The sequence below is a fragment of the Clostridia bacterium genome (genome assembly GCA_035628995.1).
Lineage (GTDB): Bacteria > Bacillota > Clostridia > Lutisporales > Lutisporaceae > BRH-c25.
In genome coordinates, this window is record DASPIR010000001.1 from 1 (window position 1) to 15021 (window position 15021).

A 15021-nucleotide genomic window follows, 5' to 3' on the forward strand; every position below is an offset into this window, starting at 1 on the left:
GCTTATGGATGCAGTAGACAGCTTTATCCCAACACCAGAAAGACAGACAGATAAGCCATTCCTTATGCCTGTAGAGGATGTATTCTCAATAACAGGAAGAGGAACAGTTGCAACAGGAAGAGTTGAAAGAGGAGTAGTAAAGGTATCAGACACAGTAGAGATAGTAGGACTTGCAGAAGCTCCAAGATCAACAGTAGTAACAGGAGTAGAAATGTTCAGGAAGCTTCTTGACCAGGCGCAAGCAGGAGACAACGTAGGAGTATTGTTAAGAGGCGTACAGAGAGCAGATATAGAAAGAGGCCAGGTACTTGCAAAACCGGGATCAATAAAGCCACATACACATTACAAAGCGCAAGTATACGTACTGACAAAAGAAGAAGGCGGAAGACACACACCATTCTTCAACGGATACAGACCACAGTTCTATTTCAGGACAACAGACGTAACAGGAGTAATAGATCTTCCAGCAGGAGTAGAAATGTGTATGCCTGGTGACCATATAGAAATGACAATAAAGCTTATCACACCAATAGCAATCCAAGAAGGTTTGAGATTCGCTATTCGTGAAGGCGGAAGAACAGTTGGATCAGGTGCTGTTGCTTCAATATTAGAGTAAGATAGGTGCGAGGTTGCGAGGTGCGAGGACTTGGGCAGGGCTTCGAAGGTTTTGCTGAAATCCCCGAACCGCGAACCACGTACCCCGAACCAATACTTCAGAGCATAGCTTCAAAGTGACAATGTAAATATGGAAGGACTAGTACCATATTAATATGATACTGGTCCTTCAAAAAGTACTAAGCAATACAAGCTGTGAATAAAACCAGCTTTTTCGCACTTTTGCTACCTTAATATAAATCGTCGAATTTAAATTAAATCTTTGCTAAAACTTTCCGGCGATTAATATTCCTCAAATAGGTAATAATTAAATAAAAGTGACGACTACAATGCAAAGGATAATAGTTCATACAACCTGTTCTTGGAGTATGAGGACTGTACAAAATATTATTGACATTGCAGTTAAATTATGATAGATTCTATTGAGTAGTCTCAAAATGCAATTTTTGTGTATTTTTGCGGCATTTAATTTTTTAAAGCAGTGCCAAGCCGTTGGGAGGTGTAGATATGAGAGTTAAAATAACACTTGCTTGCAGCGAATGCAAACAAAGAAACTATGATAACATGAAGAACAAGAAGAATAATCCAGACAGAATGGAAATGAACAAGTACTGCAGGTTCTGCAGGAAGCATACCCCACATAAAGAAACAAAATAGCCAGTAAAGGGAGTGAATGATGTGGCTGGTACAGCAAGGAAGTTTGATGTAGCAAAATCTTTCAGAGAAACAAGAGCGGAAGTCAAGAAGGTAAGCTGGCCTAATAGAAAAGAGCTTATACAGCATACTGAAGTTGTAGTAACTTCAATAATATTGGTTGGAGCAGTGCTTTGGGTGGTAGACCTTGCATTTGGCGAAATACTTAATATATTTTTAGCCAAATAGGAGAGCTTCGATTAAATCATTAAAATGGTTAAGGAGGAAAACCTTAAGCTACCCTTTAAGGTTGTGCATCTATGGAAGATAGTGGCAGATGGTATGTAGTCCATACTTATTCGGGCTATGAAAACAAGGTAATGGCAAATATTGTGAAGATAGTAGAAAATAGAAATATGCAAGATGTTATCTTCGAAGTAAAAGTGCCGATTGAAGAACTGGTAGAAATCAAAAACGGTAAGAAAAAAATCACCCAGAAGAAAGTATTTCCTGGATATGTACTAATCAAGATGCTTATGACGGATGAATCATGGTACGTTGTTCGAAATACAAGGGGAGTTACCGGATTTGTAGGACCTGGTTCTAAACCTGTGCCTCTGACGGAAGCAGAAGTAAAGGCCTTAGGTGTTGAAAAGACTCCTATCAAGCTCGATGCAAATGTTAAGGACCATGTAAGAGTTATTTCAGGTCCATTTGAGAATTTTGTTGGTATAATACAGGAAATCAACAATGAAAAGCACAAGGTCAAGGTTATGATTTCCATGTTCGGAAGAGAAACTCCTGTAGAGTTGGAGTTCACACAGATTGAAAGGTTATAAATACCTTAAATAAATACAAATCACTATCTGCTGAGGGGAGGTGTAATAATGGCAAAAAAAGTTACAGCAATGGTTAAGTTGCAGGTTCCAGCGGGTAAAGCTACTCCAGCGCCACCAATAGGACCAGCTTTAGGTCAGCATGGTGTCAACATCATGGGATTTTGCAAGGAATTTAATGAAAGAACAGCTAAACAGGCAGGACTTATCATTCCTGTTGTAATAACTGTTTATCAGGACAGATCATTTACGTTCATACTTAAAACGCCGCCAGCATCGGTGCTTATAAAGAAAGCAGTAGGTATCGAAAGCGGATCCGGTGTGCCAAACAAGACTAAGGTAGGAAAGATTACTAAAGCTCAGATTAGAGAAATCGCAACGCTTAAAATGCCAGACTTAAATGCAGGAAGCGTTGAGACTGCAATGAGCATGGTTGCTGGTACAGCAAGAAGCATGGGAATAGTAGTAGAAGACTAATTATTAAGTGGGAGGATATAATCCGCTAATACCACAAGGAGGAATTTTAAATGTTTAGAGGAAAGAAATATCAAGAAAGTGTAAAGCTTATTGATAGCAACAAATTTTATGATCCAAAGGAAGCTATGGAGCTTATTTTACAGACAGCAAAGGCTAAATTTGATGAGTCTGTTGAAATTCATGTAAAGCTTGGTGTTGACCCAAGACATGCAGACCAGCAGGTTAGAGGCGTTGTAGTGCTTCCACACGGTACAGGCAAGACCCTGAGGGTTTTGGTATTCGCAAAAGGCGACAAAGTTAAGGAAGCAGAAGCAGCAGGCGCAGATTATGTAGGCGCAGAAGAATTGGTTACAAAAATCCAGAGTGAAAACTGGTTTGACTACGACGTGGTAGTTGCTACTCCAGATATGATGGGTGTAGTTGGAAGACTCGGTAAAGTACTTGGACCTAAAGGCTTGATGCCTAACCCAAAATCCGGAACAGTTACATTTGATATTGCAAGAGCTATCAATGAAATCAAAGCCGGTAAGGTTGAGTACAGAGTTGACAAAACATCTATAGTTCACGTTGGTTTCGGCAAGGTTTCCTTCGGTGCTGATAAGCTTGGAGATAACTTCAGGACACTCATGGAAGCGGTTGTAAAGGCTAAGCCAGCAGCTGCAAAGGGTACTTACCTTAAGAGTGTTGTTGTTACAAGCACTATGGGACCGGCTATAAAGGTTAACCCAGCACGTGTTGTAGATTAGTGCATTGACAATACATTCTATTAATGATAGAATGACCATTGTATAAAAACGAATACTTACCGTAGACAGTAGGTTGGCTTTCAGCCGATAAAATTTCCTACCGAGGTTTATCATATATGATAATATGACCTCTCTATGTCTACGGAGAGGTCTTTTAAATTTTGAAAGACCTTGACCGTATAAAAGATTTACAAAGCTTCACCATGAGGAGGTGTAAAAATGGCAAATAAAAACCTTGGACCAAAAGAAGCAGTGGTAACCGAAGTTAAGGAAAAGCTCAGCAAATCAAGTTCAGTTGTACTGGTGGATTATAAGGGCATAAACGTTCTAGATGTAACTGAGTTAAGAAAAAGGTTCAGAGAAGCTGGCGTTGAGTATAAGGTGTACAAAAACTCTCTTTTCAAAAGAGCAGCATCAGAAGTGGGCATGGAAGCACTTCATGAACACCTTCAAGGAACAGTTGCAGTTGCTTTTGGAGCTAAAGATGCAGTTGCACCTGCTAAAACGCTCAATCAGTTCATGAAGGATAAGCCTAAGACAACGATATCAATAAAAGCTGGTTACGTTGAAGGTAAGTTAATGGATGCTAAGGATGTAAAAGCATTAGGAGACCTGCCATCAAGAGACGTTCTTATTGCTATGTTACTTGGGGCATTACAAGGTTCAGTTAGAAACCTTGCTTATGTACTTAATACAGTTAAAGAAAATAAAGAAGCGCAAGCTTAATTAATAATTGGGAGGTATTTTAAAAATGGCAAGTGAAAAAACAGTAAAATTTATTGAAGAAATAAAAACTATGACAGTTCTCGAACTGGCTGAATTGGTAAAGGCAATCGAAGAGGAATTCGGTGTAACAGCAGCGGCTCCAACAGCAGCAGCAGGTCCAGCAGCAGCAGCAGCTCCAGTAGAAGAGCAGACTGAATTCAATGTAATGCTTATGGAAGCAGGAGCAGAAAAGATAAAGGTTATCAAGGTTGTTAGAGAACTTACAGGTCTCGGACTCAAAGAAGCTAAAGACCTTGTTGACAATGCTCCAAAGGCAGTAAAAGAAGGCGTAACTAAGCAGGAAGCTGATGATATAGCTGCAAAGTTCAAAGAAACTGGCGCAAAGATCGAAATAAAGTAATTCATATTTATGAATGGAAAAAAGCCGCATTTAATGCGGCTTTTTTTTATTGCCTTTTTATTCGTATAATAAAATATGCCAAATATAAGATAATTATACAAAAATTACTAGTTTGTGCTATAATTTAACAAAATAAAGGACATTATGAATCTCATGGTAGGATAATAATTAGTGAGCCACAGCTAAAGTAGAATATTGTGGAGGCGAAAAAATGAGAGCGTTTAGTATTGTCAGAAAAGTTGACTCAGTAGGTAGAATATCAATTCCTTCGCAGTTACGTAGCACGCAAAATATTAATATTAATGATTACATGGAGTTGTATCAGGAAGGCGCACTTATTATATTAAAAAAGTATGTACCCAAGTGTGTACTCTGCGGTGGCACAGAAAAGGTGGAGGCCTACAAAACTAAATTCATATGTCATGAATGCATAGACAATTCGGGAAAAAGCAGTAATCAATAAGAAATATAATGTTAACTTGAGCGAATCTTAATATTGGATTGTAATTTTCATACTTTTTGAGATTTTGGAGACTTTTTGCAAACTATTTGAGAACTGACAATTAATGTATCGTTTGTAACCACGGCGTTCAGTGGTGCTGATGTTTAGAAAAGCATATTATACCAATGCAATAAACCTTAAACTAACTAATAAGGAAGTAAATAGATTAAAGAATAGGAGCTTATATTTAGGTAGAAACCTAAGTTTAAGCTTTTTCTTTAGGATATTGATGTAATAATTGAATGAATTTAAAGGGTTATGTTATTATTTAGGGAACTATTATATAAAAAGTTATTATTGGAGTATTGTGGGTAACATGAATATATTAAATGGTACACATGAGTAATTCTTGTTAGGATAGATTCACTTGAAGTTTTATTTCTAATGTCAATTAAGTGTACAGCTAATGTCTATAATGGGAAGCTCAAACTGAAATATTGGATAGGTATTTGGAGGTATTAGAATGGAATATAATAAATTGAATTTTGATGTAGATGACTTATTAAAAAGAAAAACATTTGTAAAAAATCTTATGCAAGTGATAAATGAATGGAATCAACTAAAACATGAAAACGATTCTCTTGTTATATCAATAGATGCACCATGGGGTTCAGGAAAAAGCTATCTTCTTAATATGTGGAAGAATTGGTTAATTTCTGAGGAGAATTCCGATAAAAAATATGCTGTGACATATTATAATGCATGGGAAAATGATGATAGTGACAATGCGTTTATTCCGCTAGTTTATAAGTTACAGCAAATGGATGTATATAAAGAAAATATTTCATTGATAGATAATGTAAAGCAGAGATCTAAAGACTTCCTTAAATCATGTGCTGTGGCCTTGCTGAAAGATGGTATAAAAAAAGCTATTGGTGAAGAAACAGCAAACTTAATTGGTGAAGGAATTGATGGCGCAACTGAAACAGAAATAGAGAATTTTTTCAAGCAATATAGTAAGTATATTGAAGAGAAAGAAAAGTTTAGAAATGCACTTATTGACTTAATACCTGAAAGTGGAAAACTAATCGTTTTCGTTGATGAGCTAGACAGATGCCGTCCTATATTTGCAGTTGAGACATTAGAAATCGTTAAGCACTACTTTAATATTCAAAACATAGTTTTCATTTTTGCAGTTGACTTGAGTCAGTTATCGCATTCAATTGCAACTATGTATGGAGATGGTATGGATTCAGCAGGTTACCTGAGAAGATTTTTTGATGTAAATATAAATATTCCTTCTGGTGATATAAAACAATACATTAAGACTATACTAAAAGATTTTGTTGAAAAAATGGGTTATCAAGAAGTCTTTTTTGATATAGTTACTAACGTCTATGTTAAATTGAGGTTGTCACTGAGAGATATAGATAAAATTACTAATAATTTCATTGTATTTTGTTTATTCTATAAGCACTTTATCGATGAGAAAATAGCGACGCAGCCAGATAGAGTACTAGAGATATTGGAAGTTTATTTATATTTTATGGCTTTAAAGTATAAATATCCAATTATATATAATACAATCTTAAAGCAGGAATTTATAGCATATGACAATGCTCCCCAAAATTGGGATGTTATCGAAATGAAGTATTTTATATCACCGAATATAAACGAGATGCTAAAGAAAAGTCAAATCGGAGGGGCTCAAAAAAAGGATAAATCTTTGATTGAAAAATATGGCCTAGATAAGATTAATTCGGATGGATTATCATTTGCTGAACATATTGAGCGGACATTAGAGATGTTTAGTTGAATTTAATATAATAATGTGTTTGTAGAAACTAGTAATAAAGCGGCATTTTACAGTGTCCATATACCTATTAGGCTAATAATTGGAAGGCTAGGAATTTTCTAGTTATAGCAATAATGGGAAGTTGGAGCGGTGGTGTAAAATGGGGTAATTGTCAGAATAAAAAGGATGGAGTGTTAGAGTGGCAAATTTTGAAGTAAAAATTGAGGGTTCATTTGAAATATTAACAGATGAAGAATGGAATCGGTACTTAGGAACTACATTGTTTGACAAAATTAAAATTGATCTAAATAAATTTGATAGTTACAAAGAAAGGATTTTCTTATATCCATTATTAGAGCAGTCCATAAAAGCTCAAAATAATAAGGTAGGATCTATGATAATTACATATGCATTATGCCGACATTATTATAATAAAGGTATACCCGATGATCCATGGTATAAATCACCTGGCGATAATGGTGAATCTATCCAGTATATGCCAGAGTTTAAAGAGGAGCATTGGATGAGGAGGTACTGGTTTAATCATTTTGCTGAAAGTATGTATTTAAAATTCTTTTCGGTATGGGATTGTATTACTGAATTATTAGACATATTTTATGGATTACATATTGAACATAATACAGGTTTTAAATTCAATTTACTAAAGTGGCTTAAGAAAAATAAGCCTGATGTTGCCGAATTCTTAGAGGATAATGTTTTCAAGGCACCTCTTTATATCCAAGCAAGTGATTACAGAAATAACTTTACACATGGGATAGCTCCGAGTGAAATATCAAATGGATTTATATTAAAGAAAGATGAATTAGTAGATATTATAAAAAGGGATGCAGACGGAAAACCAATTTTAGACGATCAGCATAGACCTATAACAGAAAAAAAGAAAGCAACAGTATTATCATGTAAAGCAGGGGATTATACTATTGTAAAAACAATAATGGACAATATTGATAATTTTGCAGTATTTACGGGTGAAAAGATAACAGGTTTGATTAATTTAATTTTGGCATAGATGTAGTAATAAATTTCCCGCTATGTCTAGAAAACCATCATATTCAATTAAACATCATGGCTAAAGGATTGGCGTTGACAGCTGCCTGTAACTGACCTTCATCAACGTGTGTGTAAATCTCAGTTGTCGCAATACTCTCATGTCCGAGAAGTTGTTGCAAGGAACGAATATCTACACGACCATATTTGTACATTAGCGTAGCTGCAGTATGCCTAAGTTTATGTGTGGACAAACCTTCTGGGGTTATTCCTGCAGCAACGATATGTTTTTTAACTACGTTTTGTATGGCTCTTGTTGTCAAGCGTCCACCGTTGCGTGATATAAATAAAGCATTCGTATATACAGTCATGGAATTTCGTATAGATTGCCATTTTGCTAATGCTTGTTTGACAGCTGGTGTCATAAAAATCTTGCGTTCCTTATTACCCTTTCCAATGACTGATAATACATCGGAGTTAACTTGGTCTACATTTAATGATTCTAATTCTGACAAACGTAAAGCACAGTTTAGAAAAATTGTTATAATACAATTATCACGTACAGAACTTGAACTGGCTTCAATAAGTAGACGAACTGACTCTTCAAGAGTAAGGCATCTGACAATACGCTTTGGTTGTTTAGGAGTTTCTAATTCTTCGGCAATGTTATTATCAATCAGATGTGCCTTGGTTTTTAGATACTTCCAAAATTGTCGAATAGAAACAATTTTTCTTGTTCTCGTGCCAGGAGAAGAATGTAGAGAATCTTGGCAATATGCAAGAAACCCATACATTTCGCCAAGGCTGATAGACCGAATAAATTCAATATTCACAAATTGAAAATCTGAATACTCTTGATTTCGGATAATTGAAATGTAACGGAAAAATTGTAAAAGATCTAAGCGGTATTCCAATATGGTGTTCTTGCTACGACCTTTAATTGTAACAAGGTAAGCCAATTAATGTTCAACTATTTGACAAGATTTATTTGATTGCATTTTATTCACTCCTTTTCCAAGAGTGTTGCCACTTATGCATAATATAGACATAAACAGACAAGCGGAATAATGTGAAGTTCTTAAGGAAGTAGTATTTCTGTGTGGTGTTATAAATAACATTAGTAATTTATACGGAAATCAAATATTAAAGGAAAGGAAGCAATTTATGAAAGCGATTGTGAGAAAAGTTAATTATAAACGTGGGTTGATTGTATTTGAAAGTGAAAGTTATGATTGCGGTTGGTTAGAAATTTTGGATACAGTCGACTTAGAGGAAGATGATGAATTGGTAGGAAACTTTAATGAGTTGGGTGGAACAACAATAATTAAAAAAAGTACTGGTGAGAAAATAGAAGTCTTTATAGAAGATTATGGGATGTCATATAAAAAAGCAGTTGAAATAATATATTGATGAGGTGTAAAGATAATCATGCACAGGGACAAGGGGACAAACCTGTCCCCCTGCCCCTTTAAGATGGGCTATTTACCAAAATAGTCGATTCTGAATAGAAAAGGTTGAGCTTCTGATAAGGCTAATAATTGGATGTATGGAATTTTTGTAGTTATAGCAATTAGACGAAGTTCATAATTTACCGAAGGGGGATAGAGAAGCATGCAGTCTATTACGGACCCAAAGGTCTTCATTTCTTATGCATGGGGCACGGATGAATATCAGCAGAAGGTGCTCGACCTCTGTACACGCCTGTATTCTGAGTGCGGTATTGAGGTGCTCATCGACAAATGGTCGATGGAGGCTGGTAACGATACATACGATTTCATGGAACGCTGCGTAAAAGACCCGAGTGTGAACTACGTCATTATGCTCCTTGATAAAACCTACGCCGAGAAGGCTGACAACAGGCAGGGCGGCGTGGGAACTGAGACGCAGATCATTTCGCAAGAGGTCTATTCCAATACAGTGCAGAGCAAATTCATACCGGTTATCTTTGAGCGTGGTCCTGATGAAAAGATATATAAACCGGCGTATTTGAAATCCAGGCTACATTTCGATCTGACGAAGGACAACGCCAACGCCGAGTTTATGCGACTGGTCAAACACCTCTACGGCGAGAAGACTTATCCTATGCCGCAAACTAAGGGCACAAAGCCCGACTGGGTATCTCAGCCGGAAATCGTCCCTGCGGTAATATCCGGCCCGCTGTTTACGATTCAAAATGCAAGCGACGACGTTCTATTAAGGAGCGAGATAAGGAAAGCTCTCAATCTGGTAAAAGAGTGCGTTTTTGCGATTGAGCCCACAAGTGAAGAGGAAGCTAAATTTCGAGCCGAACCGCAAGCATATCTCGACTTTCTTGGTACACTCAGACCTTACCGGGATGCTTTCATCAAGGCGCTTGAGAATATAACGCATAAGGACTATTTCACCGATGTGGCGGCAGATTTTTTCGAAGAATACAGACAAACGCAGGATGACCAAAGAGGCTCGGACGACTATCCGTCGCAGGCAAGAAGGGCGCTGCTGCACGAGATGTTCATATATACCATCGCCCTGCTCTGGGGCGCGGAAGAGTATTCAAAAATCCGCGACCTGATTACTCGCACGTACTTTCTCGGCGGTAAGTACAGAGAAAATAAAGCCGCCAAGTTGACTGACATCGTATATGCCGGCGGCCATACCAATCTGATAGAAAACGCTAAGAAGAAGGTCGACAACAAGAACTATTACTCGGGGCTCGCTCAGCACTGGTCAGAGCATGTAATGGCTGGATACTCGCTCGATCAGGTCACTTTCGCCGACCTTCTCATATACAATCTCAGCGTTCTTGAAGAGCCTGAGGATACTTGGTACTGGTTCCCGATGCTTTACGTCTACGGCCTGGAGAATCCCATGTTTTCACGATTCGCGATAAGGCTGAAGTCGGCACATCAGCTGAAACGTCTCGCGGGACTTGTTGGCGATGTATCGCCTGTTGGCATCGACGAAAGAATTCAGAAAATGGTCAAGCTCTCTGCCATGGACAAGTACAGATACAACAGTTCTTTTGACAAGGCGCCGCTGATCCTTGACTATGTCAAAGCAGACGAGATCGGTAAACTGCTGTGAGTATTTAGGACTCGCAACAATTATAATAACTTGAAGGCGGGGGTTACTTATGGACGAGCCAATATATCAAAGACGGATGCTTGAGTACATAAAGCAATACCCTAATACAGGAAGCGTGATGATCCCTATTCATGGCAGGACACGCGCTTACGGAACGGACGCATATTTTCAGTGCAGATTGTTTCCGGCGGGGAGAGCCGCTGAAGAAATGGAGATAGATGATACAAACCATTGGAGCGGGACATCTCCCGGTTTCACTCGTTATGGATTCGGATCTGACGCTGACACCATCTATACCCGCTTCAATAATGAATACGACATGGAGCCGTTTGTGATAGAACGGAGCTTTGACGGTTTAGGAAAGCGGGACGAGATTGAGATAGTGGAAGAATTCCGGCTCTTGAACAACCTATATTTTGATAGGACGAAAAACGAGTATGTCGATCTTGCGGACGATACCACAGTCGTGAAGATCGAGGGGGATTTCGTCACGGTACATAGGAAATATCTCAAGCGGTATCTTGCTGTCAAAGAGATGATTATGCTCATTCATATTGACAGCCAGTATCCTCTGGGCGTAGTCGACCCGGATATTAAGACGGGTGGTTATACAGAAAAGACTGAGGATAAAATCTACAGCTTTTACATAGGTGTGGCCCGCGGCACCAAGCAGCAGACCTTCTCTATGATATATGCCAAAACTGCTATACGAGGCTGTGCAATCGCAGATTGCGGCTACTGGCCGTATGATGAAGATAACCGCGATTATGAGGATTATATCATCGGTATCGATGAGGATGGCGATGAAATAGTATTCACTTCCGAACCGTCCAAACTGGCGAACTATTACGGTAAGAATCCGGATGCACCGCACTATCTGACGCCTATATTCTTCCGGCGCGAAGTACTGCAGAAATATTACAGCAACCCAGATAGGTATACTGTCGAGGCCGGCATCATAAGGTGTGGCACCCGGTGGTTGCTATATATCGATAACGAAAGTCCCGATTATGTTTCAGCTTATCTCGGTGATCTGGGGCGAGATCTCCCTGATAGTAATGAACAAAAACATTGGAAGACCTACAACATCGCAATCGACGGAAAACTGAGCAAATCAAAATACAGGAGAGACTTTCTCAGCATACCTACCTCATCTGACTCTCCGATATTCATATTTCAGCATAAGTACGAGGAGATAAATAAAGCTTTTGGGGCGAAGGCTGGATGGCCGCTGTTCCTTCCGCTGCATGACGATGACAAATACACACTTTCCGGACTCAGGATCCCGCTCTTGAACTCACAGTCGGAGTTCGATCAGCAGGTCCTCGCTCTTGTCAAAGTGATGCTCGACTCATTAAATGAAAAGCAGATCGAATCGAAACTCCCGCCTTCAGAAGAAAAGATCGTCGGAAGCATCTCAAAGCTGGAAAAGTTGTTTGAAGTACAGGGTCTGAGCGACTATGCCGATATAGTGAAGTTTCTCAGAAATGTTCAGGAACTCCGTTCGACCAGCGCGGCGCACAAAAAGGGTCGGAGTTATGATAGGATCGCCAAGGTGTTCAGTATCGGAGAGGTCTCATATGCCGATGCGTTTATCGGCATTATGAATCAGGCGAATGCTTTTCTGGAGTACATAGAACTAAATATAGACGAGCTCACCGCCACGAAATAGAACCCTGAAACTAAAGCTGCCTTTCGTTTTAGAGCATGGTGCAAACTGGCGGGAGGTGGCGCTGGGGCGCAGGTTCTCTCGTCCGTCGGCCGCTCCAACAAACAGGAAAAGGGCCTCTGGGATCCATCACGGAATACCAGAAGCCAATTATCGAGCTTCGCTTAATGTTTATAATGTTTATACTAGGAAAGAGTACTGAACTTCGCCGAAGGCTAATAATAAGAAGTTGATGCATAAAACTACAAATGCAATATTTATCTGTGCTGACCTTAAAATAGAAACGCAGTATAATCGGAAAATTAAATTGAACATTGAGATAAAGAAGCTGAAATAGAAAAACAAAAATTTTGGAGGTGCAAAGTACATGAGTAAAACAGCTAATTTCATTGTTGAGGGTAGATTAACTCAACTATTGGGAGAAAACTATTCATCAGTCGAGCATGCTTTAAAAGAGTTAGTAGATAATGCATGGGATGCTGATGCTGAAAATGTTCATATCACACTTCCTCGATCAATTGCTGATGCTGAACGTTTTGTTTCTATTAAAGATGATGGCATAGGTATGTCAGAAGAAAGCATTGAAAATGAATATCTACGAATAGCGCGAGACCGTGTATCTTCAAAGGGTGAAAAAACCGAATTAAAAGATAGACTAGTAAAAGGACGTAAAGGGATTGGCAAGTTTGCAGGACTTTTGTTGGCTGATCGAATGAGAGTTGTTACAACTCGAAATGGTAAAACAACACAATTTGATATTGTTAAAGGTGATTTTCTTGCGCATCACGATAATTTAACATCACAAGATATTAACCTAATAACTTCAGCAAATAAAAATGCCGATAATGGAACAGAAATTATATTAAACGATATTGATATTTTATCAATTGATCCAAACTATGATAAACTTAGGCAATTGCTTATTATGGAATATGGACGAGAGGATAACTTTAATATATTTATAAATAACAACTCGATAAAAGTTGAAGATATCGGTGGAAAAAACTATAGATTTTCTGAAGCCAATTATGGTATTGACTTGAACTTTAATATAGCAGGAAAAGAGATAAAAAACAAAAAATCAGGCATCGTATTAAGAGTTAAAGGTAAAATTATTGGTAAGCCCAACTATTGGGGCATTGAAGATGTCAACTATATCCACAGTAAATTGCTGAAGAAAGTATACGGTGAGGTAAACGCTGACTTTTTAGAGAAACACACGACTAATAGTTGGGGTATTCTGGAAAGTACTGTGGATTATCTAACAGTCGAGGAATTTGTAAGAGAGAAGCTTCTGTTTGCATTAGAAGATAGTTTTAAGGCATATATTCAATTTACAAAGAAACAGCTTGAGATAGAAATCAAGAAACAGCTTGAAAAATTACCTGAGTATAAAAGAGAAAAAGCACTTAGGTTAATAGATAAAGTGCTGACGGGCTTGTCTGACGGACGACACAATGAACAACAAATTAAAAATATAATTGCTGTGACGATATCGGCCTTAGAAAATGATGACTACTACGACATAATCGAGAGAATAGCGCAAGCAAGTGATGGAAGCATTGAGATTTTCGCAAGTGCTTTAAGAGAGTTTGGAATACTCGATATCAGTTTAATAGCTAATCAGGCAACAGCAAGATTGAATTTTCTTGAAAAGTTACAATCTTTAGTCGATAATGAGAATACACTTGAAAAAGACCTACATACTGCTTTGGAAAAGAATATGTGGGTATTTGGTGTAGCATATTCGCTGATGTCGTCAAACCAGACAACTAACCACATTGTAGAAAAATATTTAGGTGAAAAATTTAAAGGTGGCCGAGCAAACAAAAGACCAGACTTGCTTTTAAACAGTGGTATTGGTGACAAAATGCTATTAATTGAATTCAAAAAACCGTCTTTGCAGTTAGAAAGAGAACACGAAGCTCAAGCAACGGAATATCGTGATGATTTGCTTTTGTATTTTCCAAACAAAGCAATTGATATACTGGTAATCGGTAAAAAGGTCAATCCAAAAATTTCTGTACAGCAAACACAGCCTAACCTGAAACTTATGGGCTTTACTGAATTAATATTGAACGCACGAAACGAGTTGGAGTGGCTGCTTAACAGTCTAGCAACTCCGATAAAAGAGTGATTAATGAGGTGGTGGGGTTTGAGTAGTAAGAAGAATTTGTATCATAAGTGGTTGTTCCCCCGATGCTATTTGTAAGTTAATATATTCAACTTCGCAGTATCCATATAATTGGACAAGTTTGTCCATGAGGAATCAAGTGTATGGCTCCATTTGCATCTATATAACCTGTCAAACTGATGGGATACACACAACAAATGCAGATACACAATTTAACAAGCAAAAAAATACAAAAATGTTGCGCATTGGAAAATATAAGGCTATAATTATTGTAGGGGAATTGAAAAAGGTCGCCATGACCTGTAAGCGTTGGCGCACTTACAGGCTCATGCAGGTGAATCACCACCCACAAACGCAGCTTTCGCTGCCACAGCAACCTTATGTTATTATAGTCCATTTTTACAGTAATTTCAAGAAGGACTCCGTTGCATTGGTGTTACAATGTGTTTGCATTGTAATGTGAATGGATTCGGGGGG

16 protein-coding genes and 1 other annotated feature are annotated in these 15021 nt (G+C 38.1%); of the genes, 15 read left to right on the plus strand and 1 reads right to left on the minus strand.

What is annotated here, in order from left to right; translation table 11 throughout:
- The 11 genes from VEB00_00005 to VEB00_00055 form a co-directional block, all read left to right on the plus strand.
- The coding region (locus VEB00_00005; protein HYF81398.1) for an EF-Tu/IF-2/RF-3 family GTPase at window positions 1–616 on the plus strand (616 nt) is incomplete at its 5' end.
- A 506-nt stretch (window positions 617–1122) separates the two neighbouring features.
- The gene (rpmG, locus tag VEB00_00010; protein HYF81399.1) at window positions 1123–1272 is read left to right on the plus strand and encodes a 50S ribosomal protein L33; all 150 of its coding nucleotides are present in this window, start codon (window positions 1123–1125) and stop codon (window positions 1270–1272) included.
- Between the two features lie 21 nt (window positions 1273–1293).
- Complete coding sequence (secE, locus tag VEB00_00015; protein ID HYF81400.1) at window positions 1294–1497, plus strand: preprotein translocase subunit SecE; 204 nt, start codon at window positions 1294–1296, stop codon at window positions 1495–1497.
- A gap of 71 nt (window positions 1498–1568) precedes the next feature.
- Window positions 1569–2087, plus strand: coding sequence for a transcription termination/antitermination protein NusG (nusG, locus tag VEB00_00020; protein HYF81401.1), 519 nt, complete (start codon window positions 1569–1571; stop codon window positions 2085–2087).
- Window positions 2088–2135: 48 nt separating this feature from the next.
- A complete protein-coding gene (gene rplK / locus VEB00_00025; GenBank protein ID HYF81402.1) occupies window positions 2136–2561 on the plus strand; it encodes a 50S ribosomal protein L11 in 426 nt (141 codons plus the stop codon).
- 50 nt (window positions 2562–2611) lie between these two features.
- Window positions 2612–3307, plus strand: coding sequence for a 50S ribosomal protein L1 (rplA, locus tag VEB00_00030; GenBank protein HYF81403.1), 696 nt, complete (start codon window positions 2612–2614; stop codon window positions 3305–3307).
- A 41-nt stretch (window positions 3308–3348) separates the two neighbouring features.
- Window positions 3349–3473, plus strand: a sequence feature (ribosomal protein L10 leader region).
- A 53-nt stretch (window positions 3474–3526) separates the two neighbouring features.
- A complete protein-coding gene (rplJ, locus tag VEB00_00035) occupies window positions 3527–4033 on the plus strand; it encodes a 50S ribosomal protein L10 (protein HYF81404.1) in 507 nt (168 codons plus the stop codon).
- Between the two features lie 25 nt (window positions 4034–4058).
- On the plus strand, window positions 4059–4433 hold the full coding sequence (rplL, locus tag VEB00_00040; GenBank protein HYF81405.1) for a 50S ribosomal protein L7/L12: 375 nt from the start codon (window positions 4059–4061) through the stop codon (window positions 4431–4433).
- A 211-nt stretch (window positions 4434–4644) separates the two neighbouring features.
- Window positions 4645–4896: an AbrB/MazE/SpoVT family DNA-binding domain-containing protein gene (locus VEB00_00045; GenBank protein HYF81406.1), complete on the plus strand. Its 252-nt coding sequence runs from the start codon at window positions 4645–4647 to the stop codon at window positions 4894–4896.
- 502 nt (window positions 4897–5398) lie between these two features.
- Window positions 5399–6691, plus strand: a complete 1293-nt coding sequence (locus VEB00_00050) for a P-loop NTPase fold protein (protein HYF81407.1) — start codon at window positions 5399–5401, stop codon at window positions 6689–6691.
- A gap of 178 nt (window positions 6692–6869) precedes the next feature.
- Window positions 6870–7700 (plus strand): Cthe_2314 family HEPN domain-containing protein, encoded by an 831-nt coding sequence (locus tag VEB00_00055; protein HYF81408.1) that lies wholly within the window; start codon window positions 6870–6872, stop codon window positions 7698–7700.
- A 43-nt stretch (window positions 7701–7743) separates the two neighbouring features.
- On the opposite strand, the gene VEB00_00060 is transcribed toward VEB00_00055, so the two are convergent.
- Window positions 7744–8637, minus strand: coding sequence for a tyrosine recombinase XerC (locus VEB00_00060; protein ID HYF81409.1), 894 nt, complete (start codon window positions 8635–8637; stop codon window positions 7744–7746).
- Between the two features lie 205 nt (window positions 8638–8842).
- Here VEB00_00060 and VEB00_00065 point away from each other — a divergent pair, with 205 nt between their 5' ends.
- The 4 genes from VEB00_00065 (at window position 8843) to VEB00_00080 (ending at window position 14547) form a co-directional block, all read left to right on the plus strand.
- Window positions 8843–9088: a hypothetical protein gene (locus VEB00_00065; GenBank protein ID HYF81410.1), complete on the plus strand. Its 246-nt coding sequence runs from the start codon at window positions 8843–8845 to the stop codon at window positions 9086–9088.
- 201 nt (window positions 9089–9289) lie between these two features.
- Window positions 9290–10741 carry a toll/interleukin-1 receptor domain-containing protein gene (locus VEB00_00070; GenBank protein HYF81411.1) on the plus strand — a complete coding sequence of 484 codons (1452 nt, stop codon included), beginning with the start codon at window positions 9290–9292 and terminating at the stop codon, window positions 10739–10741.
- 49 nt (window positions 10742–10790) lie between these two features.
- Complete coding sequence (locus tag VEB00_00075; GenBank protein HYF81412.1) at window positions 10791–12413, plus strand: hypothetical protein; 1623 nt, start codon at window positions 10791–10793, stop codon at window positions 12411–12413.
- A 364-nt stretch (window positions 12414–12777) separates the two neighbouring features.
- Window positions 12778–14547 (plus strand): ATP-binding protein, encoded by a 1770-nt coding sequence (locus VEB00_00080; protein ID HYF81413.1) that lies wholly within the window; start codon window positions 12778–12780, stop codon window positions 14545–14547.
- Window positions 14548–15021: the final 474 nt, after the last annotated feature.

Excerpts from the sequence above, each read along its gene's own strand:
- rpmG (HYF81399.1), top strand. The coding sequence starts at position 1,123 with ATGAGAGTTAAAATAACACTTGCTTGCAGCGAATGCAAACAAAGAAAC.
- nusG (HYF81401.1), top strand. The coding sequence starts at position 1,569 with ATGGAAGATAGTGGCAGATGGTATGTAGTCCATACTTATTCGGGCTAT.
- rplK (HYF81402.1), top strand. The coding sequence starts at position 2,136 with ATGGCAAAAAAAGTTACAGCAATGGTTAAGTTGCAGGTTCCAGCGGGT.
- rplA (HYF81403.1), top strand. The coding sequence starts at position 2,612 with ATGTTTAGAGGAAAGAAATATCAAGAAAGTGTAAAGCTTATTGATAGC.
- rplJ (HYF81404.1), top strand. The coding sequence starts at position 3,527 with ATGGCAAATAAAAACCTTGGACCAAAAGAAGCAGTGGTAACCGAAGTT.
- rplL (HYF81405.1), top strand. The coding sequence starts at position 4,059 with ATGGCAAGTGAAAAAACAGTAAAATTTATTGAAGAAATAAAAACTATG.
- VEB00_00045 (HYF81406.1), top strand. The coding sequence starts at position 4,645 with ATGAGAGCGTTTAGTATTGTCAGAAAAGTTGACTCAGTAGGTAGAATA.
- VEB00_00050 (HYF81407.1), top strand. The coding sequence starts at position 5,399 with ATGGAATATAATAAATTGAATTTTGATGTAGATGACTTATTAAAAAGA.
- VEB00_00065 (HYF81410.1), top strand. The coding sequence starts at position 8,843 with ATGAAAGCGATTGTGAGAAAAGTTAATTATAAACGTGGGTTGATTGTA.
- VEB00_00070 (HYF81411.1), top strand. The coding sequence starts at position 9,290 with ATGCAGTCTATTACGGACCCAAAGGTCTTCATTTCTTATGCATGGGGC.
- VEB00_00075 (HYF81412.1), top strand. The coding sequence starts at position 10,791 with ATGGACGAGCCAATATATCAAAGACGGATGCTTGAGTACATAAAGCAA.
- VEB00_00080 (HYF81413.1), top strand. The coding sequence starts at position 12,778 with ATGAGTAAAACAGCTAATTTCATTGTTGAGGGTAGATTAACTCAACTA.